Annotated in this window: 14 protein-coding genes; 7 read left to right on the forward strand and 7 right to left on the reverse strand. The window is 42.6% G+C overall.

Going from position 1 to position 13216, the window contains the following annotated elements; translation table 11 throughout:
• The first annotated feature begins 75 nt into the window (after positions 1 to 75).
• The 3 genes from ACYVJ6_RS01385 to ACYVJ6_RS01395 are packed head-to-tail and all read left to right on the forward strand — an operon-like array spanning position 76 to position 2448.
• The gene (locus ACYVJ6_RS01385) at positions 76 to 915 is read left to right on the forward strand and encodes a hypothetical protein (RefSeq protein WP_460692238.1); all 840 of its coding nucleotides are present in this window, start codon (positions 76 to 78) and stop codon (positions 913 to 915) included.
• On the forward strand, positions 890 to 1639 hold the full coding sequence (locus ACYVJ6_RS01390; RefSeq protein WP_460692239.1) for a PRTRC system protein B: 750 nt from the start codon (positions 890 to 892) through the stop codon (positions 1637 to 1639). Before ACYVJ6_RS01385 ends, ACYVJ6_RS01390 begins: the two co-directional genes overlap by 26 nt.
• A complete protein-coding gene (locus ACYVJ6_RS01395) occupies positions 1636 to 2448 on the forward strand; it encodes a PRTRC system ThiF family protein (RefSeq protein ID WP_460692240.1) in 813 nt (270 codons plus the stop codon). Before ACYVJ6_RS01390 ends, ACYVJ6_RS01395 begins: the two co-directional genes overlap by 4 nt.
• A gap of 137 nt (positions 2449 to 2585) precedes the next feature.
• On the opposite strand, the gene ACYVJ6_RS01400 is transcribed toward ACYVJ6_RS01395, so the two are convergent.
• Positions 2586 to 3491, reverse strand: coding sequence for a hypothetical protein (locus ACYVJ6_RS01400; RefSeq protein WP_460692241.1), 906 nt, complete (start codon positions 3489 to 3491; stop codon positions 2586 to 2588).
• A gap of 211 nt (positions 3492 to 3702) precedes the next feature.
• Between ACYVJ6_RS01400 and ACYVJ6_RS01405 the strand changes: the two genes are divergently transcribed.
• From ACYVJ6_RS01405 to ACYVJ6_RS01420, 4 genes are read left to right on the forward strand one after another with little or no spacing between them, the layout of a single operon-like run.
• The gene (locus ACYVJ6_RS01405; protein WP_460693305.1) at positions 3703 to 4053 is read left to right on the forward strand and encodes a hypothetical protein; all 351 of its coding nucleotides are present in this window, start codon (positions 3703 to 3705) and stop codon (positions 4051 to 4053) included.
• Entirely contained in the window at positions 3990 to 5156 is a 1167-nt protein-coding gene (locus ACYVJ6_RS01410; protein ID WP_460693290.1) for a ComEC/Rec2 family competence protein, read from the forward strand. The genes ACYVJ6_RS01405 and ACYVJ6_RS01410 overlap by 64 nt, the downstream gene beginning before the upstream one ends.
• Before the next feature lie 6 nt (positions 5157 to 5162).
• Positions 5163 to 6443, forward strand: a complete 1281-nt coding sequence (locus tag ACYVJ6_RS01415; RefSeq protein WP_460692242.1) for a hypothetical protein — start codon at positions 5163 to 5165, stop codon at positions 6441 to 6443.
• Between the two features lie 3 nt (positions 6444 to 6446).
• Entirely contained in the window at positions 6447 to 7343 is an 897-nt protein-coding gene (locus ACYVJ6_RS01420; RefSeq protein WP_460692243.1) for a bacteriophage abortive infection AbiH family protein, read from the forward strand.
• 6 nt (positions 7344 to 7349) lie between these two features.
• On the opposite strand, the gene ACYVJ6_RS01425 is transcribed toward ACYVJ6_RS01420, so the two are convergent.
• The 6 genes from ACYVJ6_RS01425 to ACYVJ6_RS01450 form a co-directional block, all read right to left on the reverse strand.
• The gene (locus tag ACYVJ6_RS01425; RefSeq protein ID WP_460692244.1) at positions 7350 to 7652 is read right to left on the reverse strand and encodes a helix-turn-helix domain-containing protein; all 303 of its coding nucleotides are present in this window, start codon (positions 7650 to 7652) and stop codon (positions 7350 to 7352) included.
• 182 nt (positions 7653 to 7834) lie between these two features.
• The gene (locus tag ACYVJ6_RS01430; RefSeq protein WP_460692245.1) at positions 7835 to 9571 is read right to left on the reverse strand and encodes a DUF2326 domain-containing protein; all 1737 of its coding nucleotides are present in this window, start codon (positions 9569 to 9571) and stop codon (positions 7835 to 7837) included.
• On the reverse strand, positions 9562 to 9804 hold the full coding sequence (locus ACYVJ6_RS01435) for an ABC-three component system middle component 6 (protein ID WP_460692246.1): 243 nt from the start codon (positions 9802 to 9804) through the stop codon (positions 9562 to 9564). Before ACYVJ6_RS01435 ends, ACYVJ6_RS01430 begins: the two co-directional genes overlap by 10 nt.
• Before the next feature lie 8 nt (positions 9805 to 9812).
• Entirely contained in the window at positions 9813 to 10733 is a 921-nt protein-coding gene (locus tag ACYVJ6_RS01440) for a hypothetical protein (protein WP_460692247.1), read from the reverse strand.
• 122 nt (positions 10734 to 10855) lie between these two features.
• Complete coding sequence (locus ACYVJ6_RS01445) at positions 10856 to 11884, reverse strand: PDDEXK nuclease domain-containing protein (RefSeq protein ID WP_460692248.1); 1029 nt, start codon at positions 11882 to 11884, stop codon at positions 10856 to 10858.
• A complete protein-coding gene (locus ACYVJ6_RS01450; RefSeq protein ID WP_460692249.1) occupies positions 11881 to 13143 on the reverse strand; it encodes a site-specific integrase in 1263 nt (420 codons plus the stop codon). Before ACYVJ6_RS01450 ends, ACYVJ6_RS01445 begins: the two co-directional genes overlap by 4 nt.
• Positions 13144 to 13216 lie beyond the last annotated feature (73 nt).

Consider the following 13216-nt stretch of genomic DNA (forward strand, 5'->3'; position numbering starts at 1 on the left):
TGCGGGTTCTATCATTTACCTATACCACCAACAGATTTACCGTTCCCGCAGAATATTTACCACACATGGCAACAGGTGGCTGAACAAGTCGCCAAAATAGACCGAAATAATCATTGTGTGATAATTAAGGATAGGGGAAAAAGTGCAGTATTAGGTGTGGTGAAAACCTACGATTTAAGCCATTGCCTGTTTTATATCCCCGTTCGCGCGTACTGGCTTTGGTCGCAAAACGCTGAACAAAAACGCATCACCGAATTGGTCACCGTCTTATTTGCCTACCTGCACCAAGTGGTGGATATTCCATTCTATGCCGAGAACGGCACATTCATGGATTGCCAGTACGATACATTGGAACAATGGATAAGCGAAGCGGAACACGAAATCGGGAATGATGCCGAGGAAAAGGCATGGCGGGAACATCAGGAAGATACGCTTTACGAAATGAAAAGGGCGGGCGGGCATATCATGCCCATCATCAAAAACCCTGTTTGGCTACAAAAAATGGAACAGGTAATAACCGATTTCCATCATCGTGATAAACACGAACTGGAATGGGAACTGTTAGCCATCGAAATGCTACAGCTTTACCGCCAGTACCCGAAACGCTCGGTAACCGATAGCATCCGTGAGGACTTGGTTTATCCTGACGAGGAAGAACGCATCAGGGTGGAACAATACATCAGTTTCTATTGGAGTGACAGGGATTGTTTTCAGGATGAATTGATGGACATGATCAATTGCAGTTTTCAGGAAATAGCCGTTCAGGATGAACCCACCATCGTGCATTGTTTTGATACCCTGCCCGATACAGACCGCAAAGATTTTGATTTTGAGACCCGCCTGTTCGAATTGATTGAACGATTACGGGATTTACTAAACAGTTACGACCATGAAGAACATCACCCAACAGTTTAACAGCAGGTTTGAACCTTACAAAGTCCTGCTGATTTATAAGCATGAACAAGCGCAGGAAATCAACCAGTTTCAGCGAAACGAAGCTGAAACGCAGATTTACGTGGAAAGCTATGACATAGGCAGGAATGGCAAACCCATCAATGCGCACCCGTTATCCGTAAAGGAAATGAGCGTTTTACATGCCTTATTGCAAACCTCGCAGGAGTTACAGGACACCTATTTAAAATCTAAAGGCTTGCTCTCCAATAAGGTGTTATATGTCAATCAGCAGGCTAACGGCTTTGCCGTATGGTACACTCCGCCACAGGAAGTGACCCTATTCTTTGTCGATGGCCTGCGTATTCCATCGGGAAAGTTTCAGATACCTGCCATGCTGTGGAAAGCCAATGCGGATAGTTTGCACGTTTTTGCCCTGAAAGGCAAAGCAAAACCCAATGAGAACACTAAACTATGCCATGCCCCATACCTGAATATATACGGGAGCGGTCAGGTTTGTATGGGAACGGTGCAAATCAATATCGGTAAAACCACCTGTTTAGAGAACTTTATGGCTACATGGGAACGTTATTTCTTTAACAGCAAATTCAGCCACTCCATTAGCGGGAACAACAGCACCAAGTCCAACACCACCGAACTATGGCGTAACCTCGCAGGTTCGGGCAAACCTTTTCCCCAAGAGGAATTATTAACCAGTCATTTGACCCTTAAACAAATCATCCGATGAAAAAGCAAAAAGTCTTTAAACCTGCCGTACATATTGTACAAAAGGAACTGTTACAACCCTACAATCCAGTTACCATCAACCTCATTGGCGCTGGTGGAACAGGCAGTCAATTGTTAACCGCATTGGCGAGAATGAATCACGCTTTAAATGCGTTAGGACATGCAGGGCTATTTGTCAGGGTATTTGATAATGATGTGGTAGATACCGCCAATTTGGGCAGGCAATTATTTACCACCGCCGAATTAGGGCAATACAAGTCGGTTGCCCTCATTAACCGCATCAACCGCTTTTTTGGCACGAACTGGAAAGCCGAAACGACCCGTTATGATAAGCAATCCTTAAAAGACGGGGACTTGGCAAGTGCGGTAATCACTATTTCTTGTGTAGATACGGTAACTGCACGCTACGAAATAGGCGAGATATTAAAACACCTCACCAAGAACTATGGCGGTCGCAACCGTGTCAAGTACTGGTTGGATTTTGGCAACAGCCGTTCAAGCGGTCAGGTGATTTTATCGACCCTTGAAAAAATCACACAACCCGCCTCTGAATTATACCGACCCGTTGAAAGCCTGCCCTTAGTGACCGAAGAATTTAAAGAACTGCTGAACAGTTCGGAAAAGGAGGATAATACCCCAAGCTGTTCACTGGCCGAAGCCCTTACCAAACAGGATTTGTTTATCAATTCGGCTTTGGCCAACTGCGGGGCATCCCTGCTCTGGCAGTTATTCCGTGAGGGCATTTTATTTAACCGTGGTTTCTTTCTCAACCTCGCAGATTTCAGGACACAGCCTTTAAAAGTGGCGTGATAGATAGCCAACCTGCCGGAATGCCCGGCGGGCGGGCATGCGCCCGCCCCGTTTCGCCCCGTGCTTTCGCTTTGATCGCATTTTGATGGTGAAATCACGGGTCGCCACATAGCAATAGACTTTTCTTAGGTATTCAGTTAAATAGGATTGCCGTTCGCATCAACCCGATTACGGCAAAGTTCAGGGTATTTCGTAGCCTCATCGCTGAGAAAGACAATATACTCCGCTATCTGATCGTATTCATTTTCAAAAATGGTATCGAAACGCTCGATAGGATTGGCCATTTGATTGGCCGCGTAAAAGCGTTCACTCATATCAAACGCATGATGAACAATTCCGGTTTGGTCAAGCTCCATTTGACCAAGGTTCATCCTGGCCGCTTCAACGATCAGGTTGGTGATGTAAATGATCCTGACAACCGGGTGGGGATGATCACCCGCTTTGTAATATACCGGACCACCTCCATCCAGGAAAGTAAAATAAATGAAGATCGTTGCCGCGTATAATGCGATGAGGTGCTGAATAACGCCCTGATCACCGCCCATTTCAGGGTGCCTTTCGATGTACTGCAAAATATGAAAGGTCATTAAATTGGCGGCATGGCAATCAGCATCAAATTCCAGGATATGTTGATATTCCTCATAGGGAGCGCCGTTGGCCTGATACTTTTCATTCAGACGGGTGGGCAATAATGCACTTCGCTGTATCAGGTGCGCTAACTCATGATAGTAGGTAAATTGCGTACTGATCTGGTACATGATATAGCCCGGCGGATCACCTTCGTTAAAAATTGCCCCGTATCGTTCCCTGAGAACCTCATCCCGGTCAAAACAGTCATTATTCCGGTAAAAATGATCGTAAAAATGTACCTGCAAGGCGGCAGTTATCATGATCAACGAATACCCGGGAATCGTCATTGCGCAGGCATTAACCTCGTTCCGCTCATTCTCATAAAAGAAACGCGCGGGAGCGATCTGGTATTGCTGCTCATGGATGAGCAAGTTATCGCGGCAAAACTCAAATAATTGATCGAACAGGTCCACATAAGGGCTGAACTCGTAATCGAAGATCGCTACATCGGGAAGACCGGCCTGGTCTACAAGTTCCCGTTTATTGGCTTCATAGTTTTGGATACTCATGGTAAAGCTATTTGATGTCCACTGCTCATTGTCTTCAGATTATTTAAGATAAAAAAAGCCCCTGCAAGCAGGAGCTTTTTACCTAAACCTTATCACATTGCCGGAGGTTCCCGGCATGAATATCCAAAACTATTACTTTTTATTTATTTTCCGGCAAATTATTCCCTGCGCTTTTATCCCTAATGTTTCAAATAATAAGTTCAGAAACCTGCTGAAGAAATTGAGCTATATTTGTTTATCAACCCTATTTCTAAAGTTGACCCAGATCACATGTACAGAACCATCTATCAATATCATCCGGTTGGACAGGGTTGTTTTTATACTGGAAATATCTATATCGGTGCTTACCGCGCATTTACTTTTGTCTACGATTGCGGTACGAATTCAGATCAGGACTACCTGCTGGAAGCCATTGACAATTCACCCATCAAAAGACGGAAAAACGGTAAGATCGACGTTTGTATGATCTCTCATTTTCATGCCGATCATACCAGCGGCATTCCGCATTTACTGCAAAATACCCGTTGCGACCGACTGGTGATCCCTTATTATGAACCTATCGAAAGACTCATTATCTACCTGGAATCCGGGAACACGGATGATGATTACCGCAGGATGTTGGAAGATCCTTATACCTATTTTTCAGGAGATGGATTTGATATCGGGGAGATCATTGTCGTAGGTGGCGGGCCGGAAGCGCAAATTCTGGAACCGGGCAGGCCTGTTGCTCCAGGCCCGAATAGTGAAGCTAATTTCAGGGCAACTTCGGACTTCCCTAAAAACCGGGGATATGCGGATGATTGGCAGGATGAGCAGGACAATCAGCTATTATTTCAGGAATTGAACCGCCATGAGCCAAAAGCGGACCTGAATAAGGTCAGTGTGAAATCCATCCCTTACCAAATGCGTACGCCATTGTATAAGTTCATCTTTTATTGCCGGACCATGCAAGGCGGCAGTGACACCGATGCCCGTTTGAAAATAGAACTGTTGAAAAAGCAGATCGACGCTTATTATCACAGTAAGTTAAATGACCCGAAAGCCGGGGTTTCAGAATTTAAGGACCTGTTTAATAAAGTACATCTTAAAGAGATCACCAGGATATATGGTTCGGTGTTCGGTGGCGCAGCCAAACTGAATGGCACATCATTGGCTGTTTACCACCAGACTACTTTAAGCCCGGAAGGCTATACCATGACGCAAACTCATGATGTGCGCTTTCCTGGACGGGGGTTTACGAGAAAAGAGTTGGGTTCCCTGATGACGGGTGATCTTGACCTGGAAACAAATGAAAAATTAGAGCTTTTTCAGGACTACTATCAATATTACCTGCCAGATACCGGTTGCTTTCAGGTGATGCACCATGGGTCGGACAGGAACTGGCCCTTCGGTGTTCCTGCCAGCAAGCTGCATACTTTTCCTGCATATGTTGTTAACCATGGTGCCGGACGTGCACATCATCCGGGTAAGGAGGTTGGTAAGTTATTGCGGAGACACCGTCCTCACCATGTTTTTTTGAATAACGAATTTACACCTGTGGTTTACGGGTATTATTTCAGGTTGCGTTAAACAGCTATGGGAAAGAAGAAAGATAAGGAATGGTGGATGCGGGTGGATCAGGAGATCGCGCAACTGGAACTATTTAACAGCACGCTGGATGGCCAGGCGAAATTTAAAGGAAAACATATCGGTGCCGAGATTGAAAGGGTTGACGGACGCCGTATATTTAGATTGGGCGCCATAAACGACAGTTTATCTGAGGAACCTGGTTTTCCTTTTGAGGCAGGTGACCTTTCGATAAAAGTTGCCGGACGGACGACCGCGCAGCGCAATACGGTTGATGTTCGTGAGGGCTGGGCATCAAGATATACTGAAGGGATTGTGGAGGAATTCAGGAGCGCGAACTGGACCAGTCGCCCGGGTTGCTTCCGAAGCTATTACTTATCCCGCAGCAATCAGTTACTCTACCAGCTCTTTGGGAATATCGGCGCAATAGATATCTGTCTTAAGGGGGGTAATTTACGCCTGGTACAGGAGGACCATTATATTATCGTAGCCGCTTTAGTTCCTGTAGCTTACGAGGTCTTCAATGAATTATCCTATGCCTTGCTGGTTGCTTTAGGATTTGTCAGCGGTGAGTTCCTGCAAAATGAAGTATTTAGTTTCCGGGTAAAGACAGCTAATAGCAGGCCGGGAAACTCATTTCATTACCGGTCACTTAGAAAAGGAGGTTCTTCGGTTTATCAGGCTTTGGTATGGATCCCTTTTGGATATGAAGAAATGATAGGCCGTCCATTGGCTGAAAAGCTCTATAAAAATAAAACGCTGATCCCTTTAGATATACCGACCATCACAGAGCTGGCACGGCAGGTTTTGGATGATCATCATATCAAATATGCGTTGGTGTTATTAAATGATGCCAACGAAAGCAGCCAGTCGCTACTGATCAGGAATAACTGCTTTTTTATCGTTATGGAAGTACTCCGGAAAACTTATTATGAACAGGTAAAGGACCAATTGCCCAAAGATTACAGCAACCGCCCACACCTGCAAAAATTCCGGAACGTATTTGAAGCGATCGCTCCTATAACAGATCAAGAAGCCGAGCTTTTGGCTCTCCGGAATACCTTTATGCATGGCGATATCAGGAATATCGAGGGCGAAGAAATGATGCGGATCATGCACCGTCAGTTATCGCTCATCTACAAGCTGGTGCTGACCCATGCAGGCTTCCGTGGCTATACGATCGATCATTATTTCTTACGCCACGGCCCAGCAAAAAAGGCGTTTACAAAATTAATTCCAGGCTTTGCAAAGATTGGTGTATCAACAACTGATAATAATTTAGAAAATTAGAAAATGAAAAGCCTCTACATCATTGGCAATGGCTTCGACCTGTACCATGGTTTACCTTCCAGGTATGCTGACTTTCATCAGTATGTTTCTGAATTCGCGCCCGAACTTTTAAACCGCCTTGATGCTTACTTCGATTTTGAAGTTGATCAAAATTATTTGTGGCGAAACTTTGAACAGGACCTTTGCAAATTCGACCATGAGGGTTTCATGGATACTTATAACCATATCGATGTAACATCCGAATCCTTTAAGTTAAGTGAATTGTATGGACTGGAGGATGAAGTAACTGAGGAAGCCGATAATTTGGTAACGGATATTCGCGAACAGTTTACGGACTGGATAGGAACCTTTGATTTTGAGGAGATAGACCGTTCATCCTATATTCCGGTAAATATAAATACGGGTGCTTTATTTATCAATTTTAACTATACCGACACCCTGGAAGAATTGTACAGCATACCCAAAGAAAGGATCTTGTATATTCACAATAATGCCAATGCCTATGATGGTGAAATGATCTTTGGGCATTCCGAGGTTTCTGACCATGCCGATACCCCAACTTTTGATGAAGATGGGGAACCCACACGAACTATGTATACAGATTCTCAAAATGCTTCAAGAGCTCCGTTTTATGCCTTTCAAAAAGATACCAAAGCCGTGTTAAAACAACACCGGCTTTGGTTTGCTGACCTTAAGGACCTGGACGAAGTGACTATTCTTGGTCATTCGCTCGGAAAAGTTGACTGGCCATATTTAAGGCTGATCCACAAGCTTTCACCCAAGGCAAAGTGGAAAGTGAGTTATTACGGTAACCAGGAACGAATTGATCTGCAAAAGCGGATCAGGTCTATAGGCCGACATATAAACTGTGAAATGATCACCTTTCATGACCTGACATGACCCTCATTATGCGACCTTGGCTTCTTTGCCGATGCGTATCCGTTTACTCTTTACTTCGCCGGAAAGCACCCGGTTAATATCATCGATACTATAATAAAGTATCCCACCGATCTTGGTAAAGGGGATAGTGCCATTGTCCCGCAAGGTCTGTAAGGTATTATCGGAAATTTTAAGCATGTTCTTCACCTGGTAACTTTTTAGCCACTTTTTAGGCTCTTCGATCGCATGGCCCAAAAGCCCTTTGATCTGATTCAGTAATTGCAGGCCAAATTCCTGCAAATCTTCTTTTGTTATGATTTCTGCTGCCATAATTCATATCATTTGAGGTTAACTGATACAAACTTGCCTGATTTCAGAAAAAATTGCCTCCGACATTATCCGAGTCGGATAGGATTTTTTTTCTAAAAATATAAGAGAACTGTAGCATAAAGCGTATAGAGGATACTAATTCTAATCCATGCCAATAGGAGAATGGTATGTTGCTCAATTAATTATTTATCGTATTCCATATCCACCTGAATCCCCAATAATTTATGTTCCGGGGAATCGTCCTGCAGGACATGGCAAATATTATCTTCGATAATTGTACGATACTCATCCGCTGTCAGGTAAGGCTTTACCTCTTCCAGTTGATTTTGATTAATTGTTAAAATATATTGCTTTCGGGTAGGCAAAATTAAATCTTTCAGAACTTTAAACAGTTCTGCCACCTGCCTTGGATCAATACCATCTAATAACCTGCTGTCATGAAATAGCAAGTTCATGTGATGGCCATAACCGCTGAGTAAGATGGTTAGATCATAGCAGAATAATTTTACACTGTTGATGCCATCAGATGCATCAGCTTCAATTTTGGCATCGAAATTATAGCGAAGCTGATTATCGCCATCGTTATTATAGACAGTTATGCCTGCAGCAGATTCAGGATAGAAGCGTTTCGCCAAATCCCGGAAAAAGTCTCGCAGATCTTTGATCACTCCATCAGCCTCGGTGAGATATGTAGAAGTCTTTAATGTTTCCTCAACAAATTTTTGATCGAGTTTAATCTTTTGATCTTGGTATTGTTTAAGAAGCTGGTCATAACGTTCGAGGTTTTCCTTTTCGCTTTTTAAATCCGCGAGCCGGTTGGTCAAACGGACAAATACATCAAGCGCCTGATGCGTATCAAGATATTTTAGCGTATTGTCAAAAGCGACTTTTTCCCTCGTAAATTTATCCGTAACGACATCAATCTGTCGAATAAGTTCATTTTTTTGATCAAGAAGCCTTTTCTGCCTGTTGGTGGTCAGGTGTATGTAGAACTTTTCTAACTCATCCAGTTTTTTTAACGCTACCTCTGATAATATTACTGCCGCTTCTCTATAGATACGCTCGATACTATCCCTTTTGATATCAGGTGTTGTCTTGAGGCTTTCTTCAATATTATGTACCTGGCCCTGTAAAAGAACGATCTGGTTTTGCGCGTTATCAAGTTCAATTCGTAAACGGTCAGCTTCCTTTTTAATATCGTAAAAGTCTTCAGCAACATTAAATTTGGAAAGATCGATCTCCAGTTTTTTTATCTTATCGGCCAGGTCCTGGGTAGCCAGGCTGACATCCCGATTACCGGCAAAAAAATCCTTCAGAAGCTGATCGTTGCTTAATTCTTTGATCAGGCCCTTAATACGTTCGCGTTCCGTTCTGAGTTTATATTTCTCCTGAACCAGATGTACATTCAGGCCTAATAAGAATGAATTGTATAACAAAACCTGATACGGTTGGCCCAATTCATTGGGATCGTTAAAATTCACATAGGAGCCCCTTTGAGGCCGTATAAAAAACGGGAGCAAAGACCGGAAAGACAAATGTTTCAGATCGTCCGGAATATCAAAAAGGAGGTTTTCGAATTTTTTATTAAAGTCACTTTGCTTGATCTCTTCACCGTCAAGTTTGATCACCTGGCCTCCGTCGGTCGACCTGGACACGTTGTATATAACTCCGCTGACCTGGAACTTCAAAAAAAATTCCCAACCGGGCAGGTGTTTTTTGAATGAGTTTTTTTTGCTTGAACCGAGACAAAAATGGATTATAGCGACTAACAATGACTTACCAACGCCATTGTAGGTTCTGCTTTTATCTTTGATTCCGGGTGATGCCTGCTTTGCAACAATAAAGTTCAAGCCGGAAGTATTGTTAAATACGACCGGCTTAAAACTTGAATGATTTGAATTTAATTCAATTAGCTGCATTTAATTATAAGGCCTTTATCTTCTTTAATAGCTTGCACACTGTATAAAAATATAAGTGTCAATACCAGGTTGTCGAAGGTCTGTTTAGCAAAATAAAATCCGTTATTGAGATCAGCGAGATATTTTCTCCAAAGCTCATCAACACTTAATGGACGATCGAGTATTTGTAGCAGATAACTACCAAACCCTAATAAGGATTCCGAGAAGTTTACATGTTTACTTGGCAGTAGCATCTTTTAATTTATTTTTCAGGGTTTTTCTCGAACACATCGCAGGATTCGAAATACTTTGCAATTATCGTAATAATTGCTGATTCAACGTACGCCTCATTTTTCGGGGCGCAATTTTTTACCATATCCCAAAAAACAAGGTCTCCCGGGTGATCCGTTTCGACGCCCGTCCAATCCTTATTCTTTGAATCCAGGTAAACTCCGGTTAATTTTTCCTGCAACTCATCAGCTAAAAAACTTTGATTACCAAGATACGTATTCAGCGCCCCCAATTTCTGGACGCCAGTATTTAAAAACATTTGAGTGGTTTCACTAAGTTTGTTAAACTGTATTTTCTCACTCCAGTCCGGGAATTCTATTTTCGCCGGAACGGCCTGTATTGGTAACGCCATAATATGTCCGATCGCTTCAGCAAGCGCTGAATAATCAAGGTTAATGATTTTATTAACGTCGGGAATAAAGCCGGTCACAGAAAAGATCTGATCATCAGTTAAATTGAACAACGTATTTTCAAGGTCCTTCGGCGTTAAAAAACCGCCATTTACCAGAGATTGATTTTTCACCAATGCCTTGATCGCTTTTTCACTATCGGGATTTACACCCAGGTATTTATCATTGACCACGAAATAAAATTCCTTGATATCAGGCCACTGTTTTTTGAGACCCGCAAAGTCAGTTTCGAGTTTTTTAACGACCTCGGGATAATTGTTTCTGATTTCTTCGGGAGCATAAACCTGGTAATACACACCAGTGCTTGAATTATAGCCGTCATTCTTCCGGTCGCCTAAAGGTCCCCAAGGCTTGATTTGCTGAAACCCTGCATCATTATAGTTTTGAATGGATGTGAACAGGTCCTCGAACTTATCCCCATTGGCTTCATGAATTTTTATTTTAAATAATTGACGGGCAAGTGCTTTTTCCTGGGAATTCATATCTGTAAATATACTAAGTTAATTAGTGATGATAAATAAGAAATGCATTTGAATTGTGCAGACAGTGTTTGCACAATTCAAATGCATTCAAACTTGAGGTCGCAATTTGCGGCCTCAAGTTTTTAAGCTCTACCGTCAGGAAGCTCGTCGTTGCCCAACTCTTTTTGCTTGCTGATCTCCTTTTCAATTTCATTAGCTAATTGCTCCGCCGTCGGCAAATACAGTTGATACTTGGACGCAAAAATGTTGCTGTTATCCGGTAAGGTGAACTTCACGACCGTATCATTCTTTTCAAGGCATAAAAGAATCCCTACTGTTGGCGTTTCATGGTTCAGTTTTTCTACCCGGTCGTAATAATGGACATACATCTGCAATTGTCCAATATCCTGGTGAGTGACTTTGTGGGTTTTAAGCTCGATGATCACAAAGCATTGTAGCAGCCGATTATAAAACACCAGGTCAACAAAAAAATCATCGCCATCCAAATGAATCCGCTTTTGCCTTGCTACAAAAGAAAAGCCATTGCCAAGCTCCAGCATGAATTCCTGAAGGTGGGTAATCAAAGCGTTTTCAAGGTCCTTTTCATAATAAGCGGCTTCAGGCCTCAAACCTAAAAATTCCAGGATCATTGGGTCTTTAATAATGTCCTGTGGCTTTTCAGGTTTTGATTCATTTCTCGCAACTGATAAAACTTTTTCTTTATCAATGCTCAAAAGAAGCCTTTCATATAACTGACTGCTTATTTGCCGGTCCATCTGTCTTGAAGTCCAACCGTTTTTAACCGTTTCCTGAATGTAAAACTCAATTTTTTCATCACCATTAATACTTAATAATGATTTGTAGTGGGTCCAACTCAATTGTGTCCGCAGTGCGGACACAATTGGAAACTTTCGATAAAACTGCCTGAAACGATTTAAATTTCTTAAAGCAAATCCATCCCCAAATTCCGGCAGTAATTGCTCAGATAATACCTCCAGTAGACGATCACCATACACAGCACGTTCTCTTCCATTTTGTTCTTCTTCAAAAATGCGTTTGCCGATATGCCAATACATCATTGTTCTCTGAGTGTCAACGGCACGTGTAGCTGATGCACGAGCATCTATTATAATGGCTTTGATCTCGCCAACTAATAACAAATCTGTTTTCATACCAGTTCCTCCTCCAGTTTATCTTCAGCAATCTCAACGTTAACTCGCAGTCGCGCCTTTAATGCCTGCATATCCCTGTTCACTTTTTTATCCTTCATCTTAGCATAGATCTGGGTTGTGGTCAATTTGGTATGCCCAAGCATTTTACTAACCGTTTCAAGGGGAACATCATTTTCAAGAGTAACGGTAGTGGCGAAGGTGTGGCGCGCAATGTGGGTGGTCAAGACCTTTTCAATGCCAGCCAGGTCGCCGATTTCTTTCAAATAAGCATTCATCTTTTGATTGCTTTTAACCGGCAGTAACCTGTTCTCTATGATCCGGGAATTATGATCGGCATAGCGTTCAATGATCTCAATGGCCTGTGGTATCAATGGAACGTTGGCTTCGATAGCAGTTTTGGTTCGGGTGGTTTTTATCCAGGTCACACCATCAGTACCGGTAACAACATGCTGCGGGGTTAGTTTATCTACATCAACAAAGGCATAACCTGTATAACAGCAAAATAAAAATGTATCGCGTACTTCCGCTAATCGTTTCACTTTGAAATTATATGCAGCTAACTGGTTGATCTCTTCCCATTCCAGTTCCACTCGGTTTACTTTATTGTAGGTGCATTTAAACAGGTTAAAGGGATTGTGGCTCATCCATTGATGATTCACGGCCAGGTTGATGATCTTTTTAAGATTTTTGATGTAACGCATAGCGGTGTTATGCTCGATCTTATCCTCGGTTTTCAGATACATTTCCAAACCGGTTACAAAGGAATAATCGATAGACTCCAAATAAACATCAGGTTTCTTAAATCGGAACTCGATGTATTCTGCGGTTTTTTTGCGGACTGTCTTGTACTTGGTCAGCGTGGCCCGAACAAAATCTTTATCCAGCAATTTCTCCAGATCAGCATTGTGTTCATCGAATACCTCCAGCAACATTCTGTGCTTCTCTTCCTCACCGGTAAATTTGCGTTTGATCTTTTCGGCGGTGATAAAATCTTCAACACGTTTAAGATCTTCAAAGGCCCGGCGGATACCATAGATGGTATCATTGATGCAGGCATTGACATCGCGGGCGTCCTGGCCGTTGCCTTTTAAATAACCGCTTTCGGCATCCCACTTTTTAGGGTCGACCTTTCGGCCGAGGGAAATCTCTGTTCGTTTGGTTAGGTACGTGATGCGCGCATAAAGCGGTACCATTCCCTGTGAATCTGTTTTTCTTTTGTCAGCCCAGATCAGGACTGCAAACTTTTGTGCATTTTTCATTTGAATGAATTTTAAATACCTGGTAAATAATCTGGTCACGAAAACTCGCTTTTCGCGACTAATTTTAACTTAT

Source organism: Mucilaginibacter puniceus, assembly GCF_054783175.1.

What these genes read in the sequence shown, in the direction of transcription:
- ACYVJ6_RS01390 (WP_460692239.1), top strand. Translation starts at nt 890, where the DNA reads ATGAAGAACATCACCCAACAGTTTAACAGCAGGTTTGAACCTTACAAA.
- ACYVJ6_RS01395 (WP_460692240.1), top strand. Translation starts at nt 1,636, where the DNA reads ATGAAAAAGCAAAAAGTCTTTAAACCTGCCGTACATATTGTACAAAAG.
- ACYVJ6_RS01405 (WP_460693305.1), top strand. Translation starts at nt 3,703, where the DNA reads ATGAATATCCAAAACTATTACTTTTTATTTATTTTCCGGCAAATTATT.
- ACYVJ6_RS01415 (WP_460692242.1), top strand. Translation starts at nt 5,163, where the DNA reads ATGGGAAAGAAGAAAGATAAGGAATGGTGGATGCGGGTGGATCAGGAG.
- ACYVJ6_RS01420 (WP_460692243.1), top strand. Translation starts at nt 6,447, where the DNA reads ATGAAAAGCCTCTACATCATTGGCAATGGCTTCGACCTGTACCATGGT.
- ACYVJ6_RS01425 (WP_460692244.1), bottom strand. Translation starts at nt 7,652, where the DNA reads ATGGCAGCAGAAATCATAACAAAAGAAGATTTGCAGGAATTTGGCCTG.
- ACYVJ6_RS01430 (WP_460692245.1), bottom strand. Translation starts at nt 9,571, where the DNA reads ATGCAGCTAATTGAATTAAATTCAAATCATTCAAGTTTTAAGCCGGTC.
- ACYVJ6_RS01435 (WP_460692246.1), bottom strand. Translation starts at nt 9,804, where the DNA reads ATGCTACTGCCAAGTAAACATGTAAACTTCTCGGAATCCTTATTAGGG.
- ACYVJ6_RS01440 (WP_460692247.1), bottom strand. Translation starts at nt 10,733, where the DNA reads ATGAATTCCCAGGAAAAAGCACTTGCCCGTCAATTATTTAAAATAAAA.
- ACYVJ6_RS01445 (WP_460692248.1), bottom strand. Translation starts at nt 11,884, where the DNA reads ATGAAAACAGATTTGTTATTAGTTGGCGAGATCAAAGCCATTATAATA.
- ACYVJ6_RS01450 (WP_460692249.1), bottom strand. Translation starts at nt 13,143, where the DNA reads ATGAAAAATGCACAAAAGTTTGCAGTCCTGATCTGGGCTGACAAAAGA.